Origin of the sequence: Lysinibacillus sphaericus, from assembly GCF_005217585.1 — a bacterium.
In the GTDB taxonomy this organism is placed as follows: Bacteria; Bacillota; Bacilli; order Bacillales_A; family Planococcaceae; genus Lysinibacillus; species Lysinibacillus sphaericus.
The window spans coordinates 1113568-1129854 of the sequence record NZ_SZPT01000002.1; the positions used below are offsets into that span (position 1 = coordinate 1113568).

14 protein-coding genes and 1 riboswitch are annotated in these 16287 nt (G+C 35.4%); of the genes, 1 reads left to right on the top strand and 13 read right to left on the bottom strand.

Annotated features, from left to right (window positions below; translation table 11 throughout):
* Nucleotides 1–367: 367 nt before the first annotated feature.
* The 3 genes from FC748_RS22560 to FC748_RS11030 all read right to left on the bottom strand — a co-directional run bounded on the left by FC748_RS22560 (nucleotide 368) and on the right by FC748_RS11030 (nucleotide 3861).
* Nucleotides 368–598, bottom strand: coding sequence for a hypothetical protein (locus FC748_RS22560; RefSeq protein ID WP_024361480.1), 231 nt, complete (start codon nucleotides 596–598; stop codon nucleotides 368–370).
* A 66-nt stretch (nucleotides 599–664) separates the two neighbouring features.
* Nucleotides 665–2866 (bottom strand): non-ribosomal peptide synthetase, encoded by a 2202-nt coding sequence (locus FC748_RS11025; protein WP_108029608.1) that lies wholly within the window; start codon nucleotides 2864–2866, stop codon nucleotides 665–667.
* 74 nt (nucleotides 2867–2940) lie between these two features.
* The gene (locus FC748_RS11030) at nucleotides 2941–3861 is read right to left on the bottom strand and encodes a DMT family transporter (protein ID WP_108029607.1); all 921 of its coding nucleotides are present in this window, start codon (nucleotides 3859–3861) and stop codon (nucleotides 2941–2943) included.
* A 696-nt stretch (nucleotides 3862–4557) separates the two neighbouring features.
* Between FC748_RS11030 and FC748_RS11035 the strand changes: the two genes are divergently transcribed.
* A complete protein-coding gene (locus FC748_RS11035) occupies nucleotides 4558–5145 on the top strand; it encodes a C39 family peptidase (protein WP_108029606.1) in 588 nt (195 codons plus the stop codon).
* 340 nt (nucleotides 5146–5485) lie between these two features.
* Here FC748_RS11035 and FC748_RS22080 read toward each other — a convergent pair whose 3' ends face one another.
* The 10 genes from FC748_RS22080 to FC748_RS11080 all read right to left on the bottom strand — a co-directional run bounded on the left by FC748_RS22080 (nucleotide 5486) and on the right by FC748_RS11080 (nucleotide 16045).
* Nucleotides 5486–5647 (bottom strand): hypothetical protein, encoded by a 162-nt coding sequence (locus tag FC748_RS22080; protein WP_167492671.1) that lies wholly within the window; start codon nucleotides 5645–5647, stop codon nucleotides 5486–5488.
* A gap of 76 nt (nucleotides 5648–5723) precedes the next feature.
* Nucleotides 5724–6311, bottom strand: coding sequence for an ECF transporter S component (locus FC748_RS11040; RefSeq protein WP_024361484.1), 588 nt, complete (start codon nucleotides 6309–6311; stop codon nucleotides 5724–5726).
* A gap of 224 nt (nucleotides 6312–6535) precedes the next feature.
* Nucleotides 6536–6732: riboswitch (FMN riboswitch) on the bottom strand.
* Nucleotides 6733–6982: 250 nt separating this feature from the next.
* A complete protein-coding gene (locus tag FC748_RS11045; RefSeq protein ID WP_024361485.1) occupies nucleotides 6983–8269 on the bottom strand; it encodes a hypothetical protein in 1287 nt (428 codons plus the stop codon).
* Complete coding sequence (sigX, locus tag FC748_RS11050) at nucleotides 8266–8799, bottom strand: RNA polymerase sigma factor SigX (protein ID WP_024361486.1); 534 nt, start codon at nucleotides 8797–8799, stop codon at nucleotides 8266–8268. The genes FC748_RS11045 and sigX overlap by 4 nt, the downstream gene beginning before the upstream one ends.
* Before the next feature lie 240 nt (nucleotides 8800–9039).
* Complete coding sequence (locus FC748_RS11055) at nucleotides 9040–10815, bottom strand: ATP-binding protein (protein WP_024361487.1); 1776 nt, start codon at nucleotides 10813–10815, stop codon at nucleotides 9040–9042.
* A complete protein-coding gene (locus FC748_RS11060; RefSeq protein WP_024361488.1) occupies nucleotides 10808–11524 on the bottom strand; it encodes a response regulator transcription factor in 717 nt (238 codons plus the stop codon). Before FC748_RS11060 ends, FC748_RS11055 begins: the two co-directional genes overlap by 8 nt.
* A gap of 115 nt (nucleotides 11525–11639) precedes the next feature.
* Nucleotides 11640–12821 carry a c-type cytochrome biogenesis protein CcsB gene (ccsB, locus tag FC748_RS11065; protein ID WP_108029605.1) on the bottom strand — a complete coding sequence of 394 codons (1182 nt, stop codon included), beginning with the start codon at nucleotides 12819–12821 and terminating at the stop codon, nucleotides 11640–11642.
* Nucleotides 12818–14491, bottom strand: a complete 1674-nt coding sequence (resB, locus tag FC748_RS11070) for a cytochrome c biogenesis protein ResB (protein WP_025218908.1) — start codon at nucleotides 14489–14491, stop codon at nucleotides 12818–12820. Before resB ends, ccsB begins: the two co-directional genes overlap by 4 nt.
* 13 nt (nucleotides 14492–14504) lie before the next feature.
* Nucleotides 14505–15038, bottom strand: coding sequence for a thiol-disulfide oxidoreductase ResA (gene resA / locus FC748_RS11075; protein WP_024361491.1), 534 nt, complete (start codon nucleotides 15036–15038; stop codon nucleotides 14505–14507).
* A 275-nt stretch (nucleotides 15039–15313) separates the two neighbouring features.
* Nucleotides 15314–16045 (bottom strand): pseudouridine synthase, encoded by a 732-nt coding sequence (locus FC748_RS11080; protein WP_025218907.1) that lies wholly within the window; start codon nucleotides 16043–16045, stop codon nucleotides 15314–15316.
* Between the last annotated feature and the right edge of the window lie 242 nt (nucleotides 16046–16287).

A 16287-nucleotide genomic window follows, 5' to 3' on the forward strand; every position in this document is an offset into this window, starting at 1 on the left:
TGGTTATTCGTTTTTACACTTAGGTGCATACCCGAAATTTGTGATGGTTATTCTACCTAAGGTGACTTCCTAAAATGTCACATTCGCTAACTGTTAGACAGATTTGTGACATGATTGCCTGAAATTCGATCGTAACGAGGGAATATGGACTTCGATTATTGTAATCAATTGAATCGCTTAGAATGTCAATTTAAACATCTTTCACCAGTAAAACGTTGAAAAGTTCGTCAAAAATAATCGAAGCCCATTGTGGAGAAATTCTTGAAAGGGGTAAAGGACTTATCTTTTTTTGGAAAAACGTGCTCGCAAAAGCAGCAGATTCAAATTAAATCGTGTACAAGGGTTAAAGGGCTTTTCTATTTGACGATTAGATTGAAATCGATAATCGTCCAGCCGAAAATGCAATTCGCCCAATCGTAATCGGTCGAAGAAAATTGGCTTTCTCTGTAAGTGAAGTTGGTGCGAAAGCCAATGCAATCTGTTTAAGATTACCAGAGACGGTCAAAGCAAATGGCATCAACTCGTCTTTGTCAAAAAACATCCCAGACACATGCACAAAATAGCCAGCTAGCCGAAAAAATTTCGGATAGCTGGCCATTCGTTGTGCTTGCCATAAAGGTGCGCTATTTTATATTTCTGACTTACTCTAGATAAATAAGTAAATTTAATTTAGAATAATAGCTAAATTATTTTTATCAATTTTTCCATTTATATTTATTGGTAATTTATCTAATACAACATAATAGGATGGTACCATAAAGTCTGGTAAAAATTTATATAAATATTCTTTCAAATCTGTAGCAGAAATAGTTTCATTTATTACTATATAAGCAGTTAAATATTTATTTTTATCTTTGTTTTCTCTAGCTATAACACACGCTTCTGTAACATTTGGATGCTCTAGAAGTTTTTCTTCCACTTCACCTGGTTCAGTTCTTCGTCCACAAATTTTTATTTGATTATCAATCCTACCTAAAAACTCAATATTCCCATCTGGTGACCACCTTGCTAAATCTCCAGAAATATACATTTTTTCATTCGGTATGAATGGATTTTTTAAAAAGCGCTCACTTGTTAAATCAGGGCGATTCAAATATCCGCGGGAAACACCAACACCTGAAATACACACTTCTCCTGGAACTCCAATAGGAACTGGTTTTCGATTTTTATCTAAAATATATACTTTATAGTTAGCGATAGGTTTACCGGTTGGAATGCCACTTTGTATTCTCTCACTTGTTACTTCATAATACGAGATACAAACAGTTGTCTCTGACGGACCATAAGTATTATATATCTTAACTTTATCAATTAAATTGTTTATATATTCTTTTCTTAGTACGTCTCCACCACTAATCATTGTGTGAACCGATTCTACAGGAGGATATTTGTTTAATTCATTCAATAATAAAGGGAATCCGCTAATCATGGTAACTTTATTATTTCTCATTACAATTAAAAGCTTTTCTATAGAGGCTACTTCATCTTTACATGCTATAACCAAAGTTCCGCCAGTTAGTAAAATAGGAAAAATTTCTTCTACAGAAATATCAAATGATACTGTTGATTGCTGCAACATAATATCATTTTCAGTTAATTTAAATTCATCTATAAAACTATGATAGTATCCTACAACATTTCTATGCTCAACAGTAACTCCTTTTGGTTGCCCTGTTGAACCAGAAGTATATAACGTATAGATTAGATTTTCTGCATTATGTAATCTATCTAAATTGTCAGTTGGATATTGATTTAAAGGATAATTATCTAGATATATTTTTTCACAAGGAAATGACAAATCTATATTTAAATGACTATGTGTTAATAGTAAATCAATTTCCGCTTGTTCATACATATAATTAATACGTTGTAATGGGTAAGCTGGATCGACAGGAAGATAAGCTCCGCCAGCTTTAAGAATCGCCAATATACCAATAATTAAATCTTCGGATCGATCTACTACTAATCCTACTAATTTTTCTGGTTTAACGCCTTTTTGACGTAGTAAAAAAGCTAATTGATTGGATTTCTTATTAAGTTCATCGTATGTAAAACTTTTATCCTTACAAATTAAAGCTACTTTATTGGGATTTTTTTTAACCTGCATTTCAAAAAAGTCATCGACAGTTTTAGTAATATCATAATTAATCGATTTATTATTAAATTCATACAATACTTGATTTTTTTCTTTTTTTGAAAGAATAGCAATATCCTCTAATTTAGTATGTGAATTTAAGGTAAGTTCAGATACTAAATTAAAAAAATGTTCTTTCAATTTCGATATTGCGTAATTATCAAATAAATTATCGTTGTAGGAAATACTACATTTTAACGAAAAATCTATTTCAAAACACATCTCAATCTCATTTTCTTCTAAATATTCTGACAAAACCGCTTTTGATTCACCACTCGAAAATATTGAACCAAATAAACCACTTTTTAAACCCAGTTGATTATAAGAAAAAATTTCTTCTTCTGTTACATTTTTGTATAATTTTATCAATTCTAATTCATTCTCAATTTGTCTAATATATTTTATAGATGTAATATCAAAATCAGTTTTAACACAAAACGGTAGCACTTTACCTTCTGTTGTACTTGTACCAAATACAACATAATCTGTATCATTATAGTTGTGAAGTAATAATCCCCAGGCTGAATATAAAATAGAATTTACATTGACATTATAAGTATCAGCAAATTGTGAAAGTGATTGCATAATTTTTTTATCTAAAAAAAATGTATCGTTTACTAACTTAAATCCATTATTTTTAAAAGTACCTAAAGTTACTTTTGATTTAAGTTCAAATTCTTTTAAAGCAGCACTCCAATAACTTTCCTTTGTATCTAACTCTAATGTGTTCATTTATATCTCTCCTTTTAATCATGGGTTTTGTATCATCATCACTAAAAGATGATGGAGTTGCAGTCGCTTTTGATTTATATATGTTCGTTTTGAATTAGGGTCCGATTTATTGCTGGTTTTTTTATGCTCTTATTTTGAGAATAAACTAAAACGACTAAACTAATTAAAACGAACATTCCTCCAGTAAGTTGTGAAAATTGTAATCGTTCATTTAAAAAAACAAGAGCAAATAAAGTAGTAAATACAGGTTCTACCATGCTAATCATCGAAACGTTAGAAGAACTCAACAATTCCAGCGACTTAAAAAATGTAATTTCAGCAAAAATAGTTGAAAAAATCACAATACTAACAATGTGTATCCATGCTTGGTTATTAAAATTTAAAGAGATATCTTGCTTCACTACACCAATTATGAAAACGCCAAAAGTTGCAAATAGTGCTGTATAGGCACTTATTATTACTGGTGAATTATTAATAGTTACTCTTTTCCCCACAATCATATATATTGCAAAGATCAAAGCTGCAAGAAGGGATAAGACTATTCCATAGACATTCATTTTATCTAATGAAACTCCAAGTAAATAAATCATGCTAATGAAAGTTGCTACTAAAGCTAGTATTGATCCTATACTTAATTTTTCTTTATATAAAAAATAAGAGATGATACAAACTAGTAAAGGAAAACAATATAAGAGCAAGACTGCCATAGATGATGATATATATTTTAATGATTCAAAATGGAAAATAGATAAAAGTGTGAATAGTATACCACCTAGTATAAAAAGATTTTTCACCTCATGTTTACCAATTCTTATATTTGTACCTTTCACAAGGAAGAAAAGGAAAAAGATGATAGAACTTAATCCGAATCTTAAAAAAAGTAAAGTATACACTGTCACACCATATTCATAGGCTTTAACTGTAAAAATTGGCATAATCCCATATCCTATGCTCGAAAGAACTGCATAAATAGCTCCCTTGATAAAATTATTCATAAATCTCCTCCTTTCACTTCACTTACAATAAAATTTAATGGCATTTTTACTATATAGTTATTCCCTTTTAAAACAATTACTACCACATTTCATTTAGAATTTATTATATCTAAATTTTGAAAACGAGTTCTTTAAATTTCGTAACAAATCGCATCTTAATTATTCTATTCAAGAATGTAAAAATTTGTATGAAATATCAGTACTGATAAAAAGATTATAGTATAAAAGTAAATTTAAATAGATACATTTCCTAACATATAACGTTTTAGTCTTTAGCGTCGAATTTAAGCGAACATTATAATTAAACAGAAGAAATGTAACACAAAGTTATGACATTAACTTCATATACAAGTGTTGATTTACTATGATGTCTAGAATCTTATGGCATCACACCTTCATACGCTCATTAACAGTTTTCTAGGAGTGTTTTTTGTTTTATTCTTAATTGAAGATTTATCCTTGAAAACCATTTCCAGATGGAGTTTTTCGTATAAACTTAACCATAATTTTGGTCCTTTATTAGTGGATTTGGACAGGTTACCACCTGATTTTATCCATTATAAAGGACCTTTTTTAGACATAATAAAATGATTGAATATTTTTTTTCTTTAAAGTATAGTTAATTTAATGTAACGCTAGTAATATCTTTTAATTTATTTGAGATATAACAAGAAAATTATTGGACGTGAATAAAATATGGAACTAAACATTCAATCACATAATAACGATTGTGAAAATAATTTAATGAATTATTCTCTTTATATACCTCGTTATAGTCAAAAGTTTTGTATGAATGACTGGCCAAAGGGATTACTTATTGAAGAAAGAAGTCATGACTATTGGAGCGATAGATGTTGTGGGTTGGCGTGTTTACGAATGGTTATATCTCATTATAAAATACCTATACCAACCCAATTAGAATTACTTAAAGAAGGTTTAAAAAGAAAGTATTATATTTCGAAGGGATGGTTACACCAAGGTTTAGCCGATTTAGGAGAAATGTATGGGGTGAAGGGTAAGCCTATAGTTGTTAAAAGCGGTAAACAACTTGAAAACTTGCTTGTAACAAAGGGCCCAGTAATATGTTCTATTGCTCCAAAGTTCCCTAAAAACGGAAGCAAAGGGGGACATTTGGTAGTAGTATGTGGTCGAATTCATACCTCTAAAGGAAGACTAATTTGTTTTAGAGATCCATCTCTTTGGGGAGAAACAAATAGTATAGTATTTGAAGACAGGTTCTTTAGCAGTTTTAGTGGTAGAGCAATTGTTTTTTCTTTGGATTAATAGAAGATATGATATTTTCATTAGAACTGTACGCCTGTAATCGAATAAAGCATATAACTGACCTGGCACCTCCGAGATGCGAATAAAGTAGTATACTTATTTAAAAGAAATCTCCCACGAAAATCAAAGGTATTGTCGAAATTTGCGGGAGATTGAACAAATTTATTATCTAAACTTGACTAATTTAAGTAGCAATTCGCTTCAAGTTATTGCGTTGACAATTATCCCAATAACAGCTTCAATACCTAAACCAATGGTAAATATCATACATTTTTTCATTCCCCTCATAATTTTTTTGTTATTTTAACCTAATGACCTTGGATAATAACTTTTACTTCCCTCATACTAAATTCACCTGTAAAAAGTCAATATGGTTTGCTGGTACTTTCTTTCGATATTCTTCCATGTGAGTCGATATTGCATAACCTTTTAATGTATTTCTACTTAAATTTTGTAGTTCTTTTTTGGAAAGTAAATCTGAAATTGCAAATTTAAGCAACAAAAAAACACCTCCTAGACATAACAGTCTAATAAGGTGTCATTACTTGAACACTATCCTAAATCATACTTTTTTACGCTTATTTCGATAAATACATTGTGCGTTGTTGGTTGATCCATTTGCGCATCGTTGTGAATAACAATGCCATAATCGCCGTTAATAACACACCTTTCACGATATTAAATGGTAAAATGCCTGCAACAATCATTGTGTATAATGAATCGCCAACGACTGGCTCCATACCTAAGAAATAAGTGTACATCGGTAAAAATACTGCGATATTTAACAAGCTCATGCCAACCGCCATCACAATCGTTCCTGTTGCTAATCCTCCAACAAGACCTCCAATCGTTTTAAAACGGTTAAAAATAAATGATACTGGCAAAATAAATAATATGCCTGTTACAAAGTTTGCAATATGACCAACTGGCACTCCCGTTGGCGTACCAGAGAAAATCCAATCTAAAACATTTTTAAATAGCTCTACTAAAATACCTGCTACTGGGCCCATCGTGATGGCTGCAAGTAAGGCAGGCATATCACTGAAATCCACTTCCAAAAAGGCTGGGAACGGTGGAATCGGGAAATTAAATAACATTAATAAAAACGAAATACTACTCAGCATACCAATCGTAATAAACGATTGCAGTTTGACATTTTTCTTCATTGAAAACTCTCTCCTCTTTGCTGATTCAATCTTGCAAGAAGAAAGGTTACGACGTAATCGATTGTTTTTCACGAAAAAACCCTTATGCAAATCAGCATAAGGGAGAAAAGGCATGAGTAAATAACGCCATTACTAGCTATTTTTTGTGCATAGCGTGCATTTAAAGACACACTAAAAAAACGTTCGCACATAGCTTAATTCGTAACAACGAATGACGATCGTACCTCCATCTTCTCCCATCCAGACTATACTGTCGGCCTTGGAATTACACCAAGTCAGCCATGCAAAAAAATCTTTGCACAGGTCGCGGGCTGAAGAGCCATCTAGTAAATCATGCGAGCTACTGTAGCTTACTACTACACTAGCGATTTACAACTCTATTACCGCCGGTCGGGATTTTCACCCTGCCCCGAAGATGAATCAATATTATTTTATAAACTAACTATAATGTTTTATCACATAAAAGTAAATACTTCTGCTTAAAATAATCCGATTAAATTTGTATGGTTTAATAAATCAAGCACTTTGTGAGAAATAATGGAGTAGCTTATCCGCGGAACAAAGTCACTTACCCGCGATTTATTATCATTTACCCGCGAATCAAGGTGCTTTACCCGCGGTATTTCCATTAAAAAAAACAGCTATCTACTATCTGATAGCTGTTTTCTATATTATGGCATCATTTGTTTATTGGCACCTACAGGCATGGGTAAAAACTTTGTTAAATCAAAGCCTTCCCAACTTTCCTGGACAATGTTATCTAAACGTATCTTTTTATCAAAGCTTGACGCAGTCAACATCATCGCCTCGATTAATTGTGTTGCTCGTACGGCATCCATTGTCGTTAAATCAAGTGGTGCGTCAAATGTGACCACAACCCCATCTTCTTCTTCTTTTACAGTGTATGTGACATTTTCCGGAACAACTGGCACATAAACATCATCCTTTTTGTCTCGCATCGCCAGTAGAGCCTCTGTCACAGTAGGATACGTTTGATGGAAATCAGGCGATAAATATTCAGTCCCGTTTCCCTCTGTATATAAATAATAATTGTAATGATTATCTTTTGTTAGCGCTATAGGCTCACTCGGCTCTTCTGCTTGCGAAAACTCGTAATCAGAACCATCTGCCTGTTTAATGGCAATGGCTTTATATTCGGACTCGGAAAAAGTATCTTTTAACGAGTTTAAATATTTCGTGACAGAAGCCGAAGCTACATCATAATCATTTTCTTCTGGTAATACGTGCACAAGCGTTTTACCTTCTTCTTTTAACTCACCTTTGTACGGATGATAGTCTGTTAAACCCATTGCTTCTTCATCAATTTGAGGTGCGTATTTTTCATACATTTGTAAAGTTGTTGGCTTCTTCTTCCCAAAATCAGCAGTTATTTTTTTGTTCGGAATAATATAGGTCATTGGTATGCTATCAGCCTTACCACCAGGTAATCCAATTCTGAAAACGACTGCATCGACTAAATCATCTTCGTAAACAGATGTCCGCAACGATAGGATACGAGCATGCTCAGCACCAATATTCGCTTTCATTACACTATCTGCATCTGCATTTTCACTTTCTGTGACCGACCGATCCTCCTGCACAGAAGAATAATTTTCGATTGGGGCGTTTGCTTCATCCTTTACGGAAGAATTGTTCGATACATAGATGTACCCTGCTAGTGATAGGACAAAAATTGCAGCAACACTACTTAAAATAGGCCACCTACTCTTGCGTCGTTTTATAGGTTTAGTATTTTCTTGAGCAGGCAATGATTGCGCTTGTTGTTCTTTTGCCTCAGCTACTGGTTGTATCGCCTCTTGAAGATGTATGTTGTCTTGTAAACGTGCATCAGCAAGCAATCTTTTTAACACTTCGTCTTTCGAGCGGTGGTCAGTAAGCTTCGGGGCATTGTTCAACATTTGTTCAAGTTGTTCATCGTCAAATTGTTTATGCGTCATTGCCTTTTCGCCTCCTGTTCCCTAACCTGTTGTAGATGTTGCCTTAAAAACTTAATGGCTCGATGTTGCGTCGTTTTAACCTTTGCCTCTGTCCAATCAAGTATTTGCGCAGTTTCAGTAATCGACAAATCTTGGAAATAGCGCATAATAATAACCATTTTTTGATCCCCTGTACAATTTTCAAGTGCAAACTCTATCTGCTTTAATTCATCACTGGCCTGTAGCACATCTTCCGGTGATGGTGTGGTTGAATGTAATTGTTCCGTTTCCCAGTCAAAAAAATCGAGTGAATGTTTTTGGCGCACAGCCTGCTTTCGAAAATGATCAATTGCGACATTTTTAGCAATAGCAAAAAGCCAAGTTTTTTCACTGCTATTCCCTGCAAATTGTTCATAAGATCGCAGCACACGGACATAAACCTCATGTGCAAGGTCCTCAGCAAGTGTGCGATTTTTTACTAGATAAATAAGAAACTGGAACACGTCTTGATGGTATGCATCGTATAGTCGATGGAACACGGAGTCATTCAAAGCACTCCACCCCCGTTCTCATAGTATTTGTCGTCTAACACTCGCACAAGTTACATTTAAATAATATTTTGGTCTTAATTTTGCTATGTGTCTAAACCCGAGCACAAGCCGACGTATAGCCCCTAACAGGTATTGGTATTGTTGCCAACTAGTTCAGCTAGTTCTAACTATACCAATGACCCGTGGAAGCATGAAAGAGCATTGTCAGATGGCATCAGCTACAAGGACTTCTTCATGAACTTATTCGAATGGTAAATAGAAAGTAAAAGTTGTGCCCTCTTTTAACACACTATCGACCATAATATTGCCAGAGTGTGCCTTGACAATATTTCGAGCAATTGCAAGCCCTAAACCCGTTCCGCCTTTAGAACGTGTCCGTGCTTTATCCGCTTTATAAAAACGTTCAAAGACATATGGTAAATCTTCCTGTGGAATCCCATGTCCTGTATCCTGAACAGATATTTTGGCAAAGGTTGGCTCTTGCTCTATCTTGACAATGACAGAACCTTCGTCTGTATGACGCAGTGCATTATCTACTAAATTTGTTAACACTTGTTCGATACGATCCTCATCCATACTGATGCGGGCATCATTATCAAACTCACTATTAAATAAAAGTTGCACGTGTTTTTCTTTTGCTACTTGAGCAAATTTTTGCGTAATACGTTCAAATGTCGAATTAATCGGTACTTCATCTTTGTACAGTGTCATATGTCCTGATTCCATTCGCGCTAAATCCAATAAATCGGTTACTAAACGTCCCATACGCTTCGATTCATCATAAATAATTTTCGTGATTTCATTACGTTCTTCTTGATCTTGAATAAAATCATCATCCATTAATGCCTCAGAATAGCCTTGTAGCATGGAAATCGGTGTACGTAGTTCATGTGATACATTGGCAATAAAATCAGAACGTAGCTTTTCTAAACGATGCTGCTCTGTCATATCACGGATTACAGCAACTGCTCCACGAATTAATTCCCCACTATAGAGCGGGCTAATCGTAAATGTATAATAATTTCCATCCATTTCTATTTCTTCTTCTAACTTATCTTCAAACATTAGTACATGATCGAGCATATGATAGAGTTCAGGTGGAATAGGCTTTGCGCTTTGCGAGCCTTTATTAACAAACCATTTTTGCATTAAACGTTCCGCTGGCGGGTTGCTCAGTAAAATTGTTCGATCACGGTTAAACGTTATAACGGCATCTGTCATGGATGTTAAAATATTGGACAATTGCTCATTTTCTTGATTAATTACTTCTAAGTTATGCTTTAGCTGACGCCCCATTTGATTGAACGCAACAGCTAGCTGGCCGATTTCATCATTTTGCGTTGTCGGCATTTTTGCCTCGAAATTCCCTTTTGCAATTTCAAAAGCTAGCTCACGCATTTTACGTAATGGGGATGTAATACGGGATGATAAGAAAAATGCAAAAAATGTCGTTAACACAAACGCAATAAATGCCGCTAAAAAGACAATTTTGGTCGTCTCTTTCGATGTTTTATGTAACGCATCTGGACTTTGATAAATAAATACAGCGCCATGCACTTCATTTTCCACATTTAGTGGAAACCCTAGCACGACATAGGATTCCATTTTTCCTTGATCTGTTGAAGATGGCATCATCATTTCCTTTATAATGGGTTCATCTGATTGGAAAATTTCATGGAAGGATTTATTCGCTAAAATTTCATCTTGAATTTCTTTCTTGTTGACCCCTTCTTGCAGCGCAAATGAGACTTCTAAATGATTTATGGCGATAAGTGCATTTGTACCCTCAGGTAAAATATCTGTCAGGAGTTGCGAAGTCGATTCTGCCGTCTCATTGTCATCCACTATACTCGCTATTGTTGCAGCCGTTTGACGCAGCGAAATCTCTGCTTGCTGCATATGATAGTTTTGAAGAAATTCGAGCATTAAAACCGTGAAAACAAATAATACAAATGAAACGAGAAGCAATATGGTTACCCATAGCTTCCCGACAACACTGTTCCATATTCTATTCATTGACAACCTCAAATTTGTAGCCAACGCCCCAAACAGTGACAATCATTTTCGCTGCGTTCTCTGATACACGATTCAGCTTCTCACGTAGACGCTTCACATGGGTATCGACTGTTCGTAGGTCTCCAAAGAAATCATAATGCCAAACCTCTTTTAGTAATTGTTCACGGTCAAATACTTTGTCTGGAGATTTTGCAAGGAAGTACAATAATTCATACTCTTTTGGTGTTAAATTTACTTCGATACCTTCCGCTGTTACACGGTGCGCATCATGGTCAATCATCAAATGTTGGAATACAACTAAATCTTTTGATGACGATGCATTTGTCGTAGGTGAAAATGCTTGTGAACGACGTAAAATAGCTTTTACGCGTAGAACCACCTCACGAGGACTAAATGGCTTTACAATATAATCATCTGCTCCAAGCTCGAAGCCTTGTACACGGTTTGCTTCCTCGCCTTTTGCAGTTAATAAAATAATTGGCGTTGCAGCTCTTTCGCGAATTTCTGCACATACCTCAAGCCCATCTTTTTCAGGCATCATAATATCTAGTAAAATACAGTGGTACTCTTTTTCTAAAGATTTTTCGATCGCTTCTTCACCATTCTCTGCTTCGTCAACTTGATACCCTTCGCGCTCCAAATACATTTTTAATAAGCGTCGAATACGATCCTCGTCGTCTACTACTAAAACTGAAATATTTTCTGACACTTTCACGATCCCTCTCTTCCGATCTTTCTCTACCCTTCTATTGTACATGGTACGCTACGACTTGAAAAGAAAAGAAAGCCCTTTCGCAGCAGCGAAAAGGCTTTTCGTTCCCCTGTTACGCGTAGGAGTGTAAACCTGCAAGAATTAAGTTAACGGCAATAAGGTTAAATAATATAATACCAAAGCCAATTAATGCTAACCAAGCAGATTTTTCACCTTCCCAGCCCTTAGATAAACGTAGATGTAGGAATGCTGCATAGAATAACCATGTAATCAGGGCCCATACTTCTTTCGGGTCCCAACCCCAGAAACGACTCCATGCAAGTTGTGCCCAAATCATCGCAAAAATGAGTGCACCTAATGTAAATACTGGGAAACCAATAATAACAGAACGATAACCGACTTCATCCAGTAATTGGAGATTTACACGTTTAACAAGCGGTTGGAATATCGCGCTTATGCGACGACGTGCAATAAGGCGAATGAATAAGTATAGTAATGAGCCTATTAATAATGACCACACGACCGTTGTTAATTTTTTAGCATTAATCAGTGCAGGCATTTCTACTAATGGAGACATGCCATGTTCTTCCACTACCTCATACTCATTCATCCCAAAAATAGGTGGCAAATTATAAGTAATTTGGCGAGACATACCTTCTTTATCGATATACGTGTATTTCGATTCATAATCCATCGCACTAAATGTAGATGACACAATAACAAAGCCAAGCACAACGACTAAGCAGTACATAACTGCTTCAAGCCAGAAACGTTGCTTTGAAGGTTTGTTTAGATCTACAACTTTTAATAAATAAATTAAACCTGCAACTGCACTAATCGCTAAAATCGATTGCCCCATTGCAGCCGTAATAACGTGAATTGTTAACCAATGACTTTGCAATGACGGTACTAATGGACTTACTTCTGTCGGGAACATCGATGCATAGGCAATGATTAATAACGCTACAGGTAACGCCACTAAACCAAGCGCTGTTAGGCGATAAATAAAGTAAATTAAAATAAATGCACCAACAATAAACATCCCGAAAGCAGTCGTAAATTCAAACATATTACTAACAGGTGCGTGACCTGTGTGAACCCAACGTGTAATAAAATAACCAATTTGCGAAAGGAAACCTATAATTGTTACGACAATTGCCATTTTACCCCATTTATCTGTGTTTTTGCCAGAAGCATTGGATTGTTTAATGGCGCCGCCAAATAGTAAAGTAGCTACTAGATAGGCTAAGAATGCAACAAATAATAGATTTCCACTTAAGTCAATCAAACTCATAAGGTGTTGTCACCTTCCTTTTTAGTATTGCCACGATTTGTGGACTCTTCGCCTTCTTCAGACGGCTCTAACTGATCCTTATATTGCGGTAGACCAGCAAATGCAGTCACGGCATCTAAATCTTTTTTCATGCTGAACATATTTTTATTGACATGAGCAGCCATCAGCACACGGCCATCAGGTTCTACTTGTAACCAAAGTCGACGGTGGTTCCAATATGAACCGATTGCAACGCCGATCATGAAAATAATACCACCAACAAATAAAATTGGGATTGTGCGGTCTTTACGTATTGTAAAACCAGACATATCGCGTGTTTCCACACTTTCAAACTTCATTTTGTACTGGTTTTCACCTAGTGGCTCTAATGTTTGTTTAATCGCAACGAAGCTAGTTTCACCCTCTGGTGTTTCTGGTGTTGTCATTTTAAATAGAAATGCTGGATTATTAGGAACTGACGTCGCTGTTTGCGGTACACCATTTTCAAATCCAGAGAAGTCTGGTGTGTAAACAAGTAATTTAACAGATACACCATTTCCTAAATCGTATTCTTTTTTAGGGTTTGTTAAATCAATTCCTACTTTACCAAGTGATTGCTCCGTTGATTTATTTACTAATTGGAAATTCATTTGCTTCAATTCATTTAAGCGATAATCCATTTGATATAGTGCATAGCCTGCTTCTTTTAAAGGATGATTCACTCGAATTGAATAATCTCTCACCTTTTCTAGATTTTCCGTATCACCAGCAATAGCGTCTTCAGGTTGCTTATATAACGTAATATCCGTTTGGAAGTTTTTCGCAACGACGTTAACACCTTGCTTTAGCTGTTCACCTTGTGGTGTATTATCATGTGTTTCTAAAATAAAGTCTCGATTTTCAATAAAATAACCGTCCATGCCAGTAATTGCACGTGTTTCACCTTCACGTACCCATATCGATTCATCGACATAGAAACCAGGAACTAAACGCAACATTACCCCAGTTAAAAAGATAATGAGGCCTACATGATTTATGTACGGACCGTAACGAGAGAAGCGGCCTTTTTCTGCTAACAAAGCACTGCCGTCTCGACGAACAATGTATTTCATCTCAGTCATTTTCTTTTCAACTTTACTAAGCGTCTCTTCAGGACTTGCTGTTACCTGTCCTTCTGCAACAATACGTTGGCGCTTTAAAAAACTTTCATGACGCTTAACACGTTGATTTTTCAATGATTTATAAAGTGGTATACCACGGTCAAGACTGGCAACAATAATGGATACCGCAAGCATTCCAACTAAAATTTGGAACCACCAAGAGCTATATAAATCAGACAGCCCTAATGTATAATAGATTTTCCCCACAAAACCATAAACATCCTCGTAATAGGCTCCCTTTTCCATGTCAGAAGCTTTTACGTAAAACTCTTGTGGTAGTAACGTTCCGATTGAAGCTGCTATTAATGTAATAATAATTAATGCTATCCCTACTTTAACACTTGAGAAAAAATTCCAAATTTTGTCGACAATTGATTTGTTGTACGTTTTTGAGCGAATAGCCGTACCATCATACCGCATGTCGACAACTTTATTTTGCTTTTCTTCTTCGGTTAAAGGACGACCGCATTTCTCACAGAGCTTCGTGCCAAACGGATTACTATGTCCACAAGCACAAATAATATTCTCCATCGTCTATTACCCCTCATTTTGGCTTTATTAATTCCATGTAAGAAGCGATTGTCGCCTCCGTCATTTCTCCAGTAGTAATCTTCACTACCTTACCGTCCGGATCAATTAAAACTGTTGCAGGTAAATTTCCAACATTGTAAGCAGTCATTACACTTTTTGTTTTGTCAATTACAACAGGAAATGTCAGGCCGTACTTATCAACAAAATTTTGTACTTCTAAATCCGTTTGTGCAATGTTGACAGCCAATGTCTGTACACCTAAATCCTTGAAAACTTGGTATTGGCTATTCATTGCAGGCATTTCCTTCTCACATGGTTTACACCAAGTTCCCCAGAAATTCAAAAATACCCCCTGTCCTCTATAATCAGACAGTTTGTGTTTCTCGCCATTTAAATCTACTAACGTGAAGTTCGGTGCTTCAGAGCCAACAGCTACTAACTCTACCTTTTCCTTTGTCGCTGTCCCGTATACGGTATACCCAATTGCGATCGCTAAGATGGCTAAAATAATAGTGCGGGTTACGAGACGTTTTTTCTTTTTCTCCAAGTTAATAAACCCCCTACTCAAATACGCCTCGAGGGTATTTGTCGATATTTCACTTCCACTTAAGAAATATCTGTTATCTCTCCCCCGAGACTTACTTTGTTTACGCGCCTGCTGGATAAAATTAAAACAGGTGTACTATTCTCACCTATTATAGCAAAATGATACAAATTCGCTTAGTTATTAATTATGAATGATTTATGAACGTTTTCACACGAGGAAAGTGAAAAACCCACCATACGTATAGCGGTATATACATTTTCCATGTTGTTATTCGTTTAGCCGATTTGCCCAGTTTCAGCTAACACGCGCAGTTGCTTGACTTCATGTTTCGACAATTCACGATATTCTCCTGGTGTTAGACCATATAAATCTAAAAATGCAAAACGTTCACGCTTTAGTTTGACAACCGGTGTACCGATTGCCTCAAACATACGACGTACTTGACGATTTCGCCCTTCATGAATTGTAATTTCACAAATCGCCTTGCCCGCCTGCTCATCAAAGGAAGTCATACTTACTTTTGCTGGTGCTGTTTTGCCATCTTCTAATTGAATACCACGTTGTAGCTTTTTTAAGCCCTCAATTGTTGGTATACCTTTAACACGTGCAATGTATGTTTTGTCAATTTTAAATTTTGGATGCGTTAACATATAGGAAAACTCTCCATCATTTGTCAGTAATAATAATCCAGATGTATCATAATCTAGACGACCAACAGGGAAAATACGTTGCGGAATATGTTTAAATAAATCTGTGACAGTTTTGCGTCCTTTATCATCCGTTACTGCCGAAATTGTTCCACGTGGTTTATATAGTAAGTAGTAAACTTTATCTTCTTTCTCAAGTTTTACACCTTCTACTTCAATTGTATCCGAGTTGGATACCTTCGTTCCAAGTTCACGTACAACAACGCCGTTTACCTTTACTTTACCTTCTACAATCAATTGCTCAGCTTTACGCCTTGAAGCGACACCTGCATATGCAATCACTTTTTGTAATCTTTCCATTGTTTCACCTCTAGTTAAAAATGTAACCTTTTGAAGGTTATTTTTCCCGTCAATCTGTGAAAATTATGTCATACTTTTGTGCAATATAAAAGAGAAACTCATTCCGCACTAGTAATACGATTATTCTAAATAGTGTATTATTTGCTAGTTTCTCATTTAATTGTCTTAGCACTACATAAAATAACCTAGCTATTTTTCGATTTATTTCTAATATAGACCAAACCACCAAATTTTAAAAAAAG

What these genes read in the sequence shown, in the direction of transcription:
- FC748_RS22560 (WP_024361480.1), bottom strand. Translation starts at nt 598, where the DNA reads ATGGCCAGCTATCCGAAATTTTTTCGGCTAGCTGGCTATTTTGTGCAT.
- FC748_RS11025 (WP_108029608.1), bottom strand. Translation starts at nt 2,866, where the DNA reads ATGAACACATTAGAGTTAGATACAAAGGAAAGTTATTGGAGTGCTGCT.
- FC748_RS11030 (WP_108029607.1), bottom strand. Translation starts at nt 3,861, where the DNA reads ATGAATAATTTTATCAAGGGAGCTATTTATGCAGTTCTTTCGAGCATA.
- FC748_RS11035 (WP_108029606.1), top strand. Translation starts at nt 4,558, where the DNA reads ATGGAACTAAACATTCAATCACATAATAACGATTGTGAAAATAATTTA.
- FC748_RS11040 (WP_024361484.1), bottom strand. Translation starts at nt 6,311, where the DNA reads ATGAAGAAAAATGTCAAACTGCAATCGTTTATTACGATTGGTATGCTG.
- FC748_RS11045 (WP_024361485.1), bottom strand. Translation starts at nt 8,269, where the DNA reads ATGACGCATAAACAATTTGACGATGAACAACTTGAACAAATGTTGAAC.
- FC748_RS11055 (WP_024361487.1), bottom strand. Translation starts at nt 10,815, where the DNA reads ATGAATAGAATATGGAACAGTGTTGTCGGGAAGCTATGGGTAACCATA.
- ccsB (WP_108029605.1), bottom strand. Translation starts at nt 12,821, where the DNA reads ATGAGTTTGATTGACTTAAGTGGAAATCTATTATTTGTTGCATTCTTA.
- resB (WP_025218908.1), bottom strand. Translation starts at nt 14,491, where the DNA reads ATGGAGAATATTATTTGTGCTTGTGGACATAGTAATCCGTTTGGCACG.
- FC748_RS11080 (WP_025218907.1), bottom strand. Translation starts at nt 16,045, where the DNA reads ATGGAAAGATTACAAAAAGTGATTGCATATGCAGGTGTCGCTTCAAGG.